Consider the following 4,466-nt stretch of genomic DNA (forward strand, 5'->3'; position numbering starts at 1 on the left):
GCGTCCGGCGCTCCCGAAGGAGGTCGCCGTGTACGAGGACTTCGCGGACCGACGCCTCCTCGTGACGCCGGGCATCACCGGACTCTGGCAGGTCAGCGGTCGGTCGGACCTCGACTGGGCCGAGGGGGTGCGGCTCGACCTCCACTACGTCGAGAACTGGTCGTTCCTGCACGATCTCGTCATCCTCGCGCGGACGATCCCTTCGGTGCTGCGGTCCCGCGGGGCCTACTGACACCGGCCGGCGATCCTGGGCGAACGGTGTCCGTTGGGCTCCTCGCCTGGGATTACCCGACCGACCGAGTTACGATGTCTGCACCACGAGCTTCCGCCGCGTGTGTCGAAGAAGACCCGAGCACGGCGACCAGTTCACCATCGAAGGAGTCATGATGTTCGCAGGCCTCACCGGCATCCATCTGCTGATCATCCTCGGGATCGTCATCCTGCTGTTCGGGGCGACCAAGCTCCCGGCGCTGGCGAAGGGCCTCGGGCAGTCGATCAACATCTTCAAGAAGGAGATGGGCGAAGGCGACAAGAAGTCCGGCGACCAGGGCGTGCAGAACACGGCCGCGACCGACGCCACCGTGCCGAACACCACTGCGCAGAACACCGCCGCGCAGCCCGCCGGTCCGGTCCTCAACCCGGGTCCGTCGGTCCACCCGAACACCGACTCCAACCGCTAGGACACCCAGCCCCGTCCTGTCGGCAGCCCCCGCGACCACATCGGTCGCGGGGGCTTCGTCGTGCGCGCACCGAGCGGGGAACGGGGAGGATGAACGCATGCCGACGCCCGAGGCCCCGCTCCGCGACGATCGCCGACTCGTCCTCGTCGTGGCGATCCTGGCCTCGTTCGTCGTCGGGCTGGACGCCAGCGTCGTGAACGTGGCGCTCCCGGCGATCCGGGACGAACTCGGCGGCGGGCTCGTCGTGCAGCAGTGGGTCGTCGACGCGTACTTGGTGACGCTCGGCTCGCTCATCCTCGTCGCCGGTTCGCTGTCCGACCTGTTCGGCCGGGTGCGGATCATCACGCTCGGGCTGATCGTGTTCGGTGTCGCCTCGATCGTCTGCGCTGCGGCACCCACGGGCGAGGTCCTCATCGTGTCCCGAGCGCTCCAGGGCGTCGGCGGTGCGCTGGTCACGCCGAGCGCCCTCGCGCTCATCATCGCGGCGTTCCGCGGTGCCGCGCAGGGCAGGGCGATCGGTTCGTGGACGGCGTGGTCGAGCGCGGCCGTGATCGTCGGGCCGGTGATCGGTGGGCTGATCGTCGACGGGATCGGCTGGCGGTGGATCTTCGTCCTCACCGCGGTGCCGATCGCCGTCACGATCCCGCTCGTCGCGCGGATCTCCGGGGACCTCCGGCCTCTCGGGAGGCCGCGGGTCGACGTCGTCGGAGCCGTGCTCGCGGTCGTCGGCATCGGTGGGGTCGTCCTCGGGCTGATCGAGCAGGAGCGGCTCGGCTGGTCGTCGCCGGTCGTGGTCGCAGCGCTCGTGGTGGGAGGGCTGGCGCTCGCGGCGTTCGTGCCGTGGGAGCGCCGGGTCGAACAGCCGCTCGTGGACCTGCGGCTGTTCCGAGCGCGGAACTTCGCCGTCGGAAACCTCGCCACGCTCTCGATCTACGGGGCGATCGGGATGGTCGGCTTCGTCGTCACGCTGTTCCTGCAGGAGGTCTGGGCCTTCCCGGCATGGGTCGCCGGGGTCGCGACCCTCCCGCCGACGGTCCTGCTCCTCCTGCTCTCGACGACGGTCGGTTCCTTCGCCGGGCGGTACGGGCCGCGGTGGTTCATGGCTGCGGGGCCCGCGGTCGCGGCCGGCGGGTCGTTCCTCATGCTGTTCGTCGGGGACGACCCGGCGGCGTACTGGTGGACCGTGCTGCCCGGCCTGGTCTTCATCGGCCTGGGGATCTCGCTCATGGTGACGCCGCTGACGAGCGCGGTACTGGGATCGGTGCCGGAGCGCGAGGCGGGCATCGGTTCCGCCGTCAACAACGCGGTCGCGCGGATCGCGAGCCTCGTGGTGGTGGCGCTTGCTGGTGTCGTGCTCGGGGGCGCGATGAGTACGGTCGGGTTCCACCGCGCGGTCGTGGTCATGGGGCTCCTGCTGCTCGCCGGGTCCGTGGTGAGCGCGGTCGGCATCAGGAACCCGGACCGGGAAGAATCCCTGCCGGACAGAAGTTGAGTGCAGTAGACTCAAGTACACGACCACCGCAACGAAAGGACGGAACGCATGGCGAACCTCCAGGGCGCTCCTGACTCGCAAGAGCGACAGAAGACCGCCCTCGAGCAGTACGGCGTCGACCTCACTGCGATCGCCCGGAGCGGCAAGCTCGACCCGGTGATCGGGCGGGACGCCGAGATCCGGCGCGTGTCCCAGGTGCTGACGCGCCGGACCAAGAACAACCCCGTGCTCATCGGCGAGCCCGGCGTCGGCAAGACCGCCGTAGTCGAGGGGCTCGCACAGCGCATCGTCGCCGGTGACGTCGCCGACTCGCTCAAGGACAAGCGACTCGTGTCGCTCGACATCTCCGCCCTCATCGCCGGCGCGAAGTACCGCGGCGAGTTCGAGGAGCGGCTCAAGGCCGTGCTCAAGGAGATCAACGACTCCGACGGGCAGGTCATCACCTTCATCGACGAGCTGCACACGCTCATGGGCGCCGGCGGCGGCGAGGGATCGGTCGCGGCGTCGAACATGCTCAAGCCGATGCTGGCCCGCGGCGAGCTCCGGCTGATCGGGGCGACCACGCTCGACGAGTACCGCGAGTACATCGAGAAGGATGCGGCTCTCGAACGGCGCTTCCAGCAGGTCTACGTGGGGGAGCCGAGCGTCGAGGACGCGGTGGCGATCCTCCGCGGCCTCAAGGAGCGGTACGAGGCGCACCACAAGGTGACCATCAACGACTCCGCGCTCGTCGCCGCGGCGAGCCTGTCGAACCGGTACATCTCCGGGCGCCAGCTGCCCGACAAGGCGATCGACCTCATCGACGAAGCGGCGTCGCGACTCCGCATGGAGATCGACTCCTCCCCGGTCGAGATCGACGAGCTGAAGCGCACCGTCGACCGGCTGCGCGTCGAGGAGTTCGCGCTCAAGCAGGAGAAGGACGACGCCTCGAAGGCGCGGCTCGAGACCCTGCGCGCAGAGCTCGCGAGCCGGGAGACCCTGCTCGCCGAACTCGAGCAGCGGTGGCAGGCCGAGCGCGCTTCGCTCAACCGGATCGGCGAGCTCAAGCAGCAGCTCGACGACCTCAACATGCGGTCCCAGCGTGCGCAGCGGGAGGCCGACTACGAGACTGTGAGCCGCCTCGAGTACGGCGAAAAGCCCCGCATCGAGGCCGAGCTGGCCGCAGCCGAGCAGGCCGAGAGCGCCGAGCGGATGGTGAACGACAGCGTCACCGACGAGGACATCGCCGCCGTGATCGCGCAGTGGACGGGCATCCCGGTGGGACGGTTGCTGCAGGGCGAGACCGAGAAGCTCCTGCACCTCGAGAGCGAACTCGGCCGTCGGATCATCGGGCAGCGTTCCGCCGTGAACACCGTGTCCGAAGCCGTCCGTCGCACCCGCGCGGGCATCTCCGACCCGGACCGCCCGACGGGGTCGTTCCTGTTCCTCGGCCCCACCGGCGTCGGCAAGACCGAGCTCGCCAAGGCGCTCGCGGAGTTCCTGTTCGACGACGAGAAGGCCCTCGTCCGCATCGACATGAGCGAGTACGGCGAGAAGCACACGGTCGCGCGCCTGATCGGTGCCCCGCCCGGGTACGTCGGGTACGAGGCCGGTGGGCAGCTCACCGAGGCGGTGCGACGGCGGCCCTACTCGGTCGTGCTGCTCGACGAGGTCGAGAAGGCGCACCCGGAGGTGTTCGACGTGCTGCTCCAGGTACTCGACGACGGGCGACTGACGGACGGCCAGGGTCGGACCGTGGACTTCCGGAACACGATCCTGATCCTCACCTCGAACCTCGGGTCGCAGTTCCTCACCGACACCTCACTCACCGCCGAACAGCGCGAGGAGGGCGTCCGCGAGATGGTGACGCAGGCGTTCCGGCCCGAGTTCGTGAACCGACTCGACGACATCGTGGTGTTCCAGGCGCTGACCTCGGAGGACCTCGGCCAGATCGTGTCGCTGTACGTCGACCGGCTGGCCCGGCGACTGTCGGACCGCCGACTCGAGCTGGCCGTGACGCCCTCCGCGCGGACCTGGCTCGCCGAGCGTGGGTACGACCCGGTGTACGGTGCGCGACCGCTGCGGCGGCTCATGCAGCGGCAGATCGACGACCGGCTGGCGCGCGCGATCCTCGCGGGCGACGTCCGTGACGGCGACACCGTCCGCGTGGACGTCGCGGAGTCGGGTGACGAGCTGACGGTCGAGCCGTTCGAGCTCGCGGAGATCATCGACGACGCCGAGATCGTCGAGGAGTAGCTCGGCGCGCGAGGGGGCGTCCGGGCGCAGGTGCGCAAGGTGACCGCCTGGAGGCGCGG

Annotated in this window: 4 protein-coding genes; all 4 read left to right on the forward strand. The window is 69.7% G+C overall.

Going from position 1 to position 4,466, the window contains the following annotated elements; all coding sequences use genetic code 11:
• On the forward strand, window positions 1-232 hold a 232-nt coding region (locus tag I59_RS11455; RefSeq protein ID WP_022903982.1), incomplete at its 5' end, for a sugar transferase.
• Window positions 233-383: 151 nt separating this feature from the next.
• Window positions 384-680: a twin-arginine translocase TatA/TatE family subunit gene (gene tatA / locus I59_RS11460; RefSeq protein WP_376764451.1), complete on the forward strand. Its 297-nt coding sequence runs from the start codon at window positions 384-386 to the stop codon at window positions 678-680.
• A gap of 97 nt (window positions 681-777) precedes the next feature.
• A complete protein-coding gene (locus I59_RS11465; protein WP_022903983.1) occupies window positions 778-2,172 on the forward strand; it encodes an MFS transporter in 1,395 nt (464 codons plus the stop codon).
• A gap of 48 nt (window positions 2,173-2,220) precedes the next feature.
• Window positions 2,221-4,407, forward strand: coding sequence for an ATP-dependent Clp protease ATP-binding subunit (locus tag I59_RS11470; protein ID WP_022903984.1), 2,187 nt, complete (start codon window positions 2,221-2,223; stop codon window positions 4,405-4,407).
• The last annotated feature ends 59 nt before the right edge of the window (window positions 4,408-4,466 follow it).

The organism is Curtobacterium sp. B8, assembly GCF_000333315.1.
Taxonomy (GTDB): domain Bacteria; phylum Actinomycetota; class Actinomycetes; order Actinomycetales; family Microbacteriaceae; genus Curtobacterium; species Curtobacterium luteum.

Excerpts from the sequence above, each read along its gene's own strand:
- tatA (WP_376764451.1), top strand. The coding sequence starts at position 384 with ATGATGTTCGCAGGCCTCACCGGCATCCATCTGCTGATCATCCTCGGG.
- I59_RS11465 (WP_022903983.1), top strand. The coding sequence starts at position 778 with ATGCCGACGCCCGAGGCCCCGCTCCGCGACGATCGCCGACTCGTCCTC.
- I59_RS11470 (WP_022903984.1), top strand. The coding sequence starts at position 2,221 with ATGGCGAACCTCCAGGGCGCTCCTGACTCGCAAGAGCGACAGAAGACC.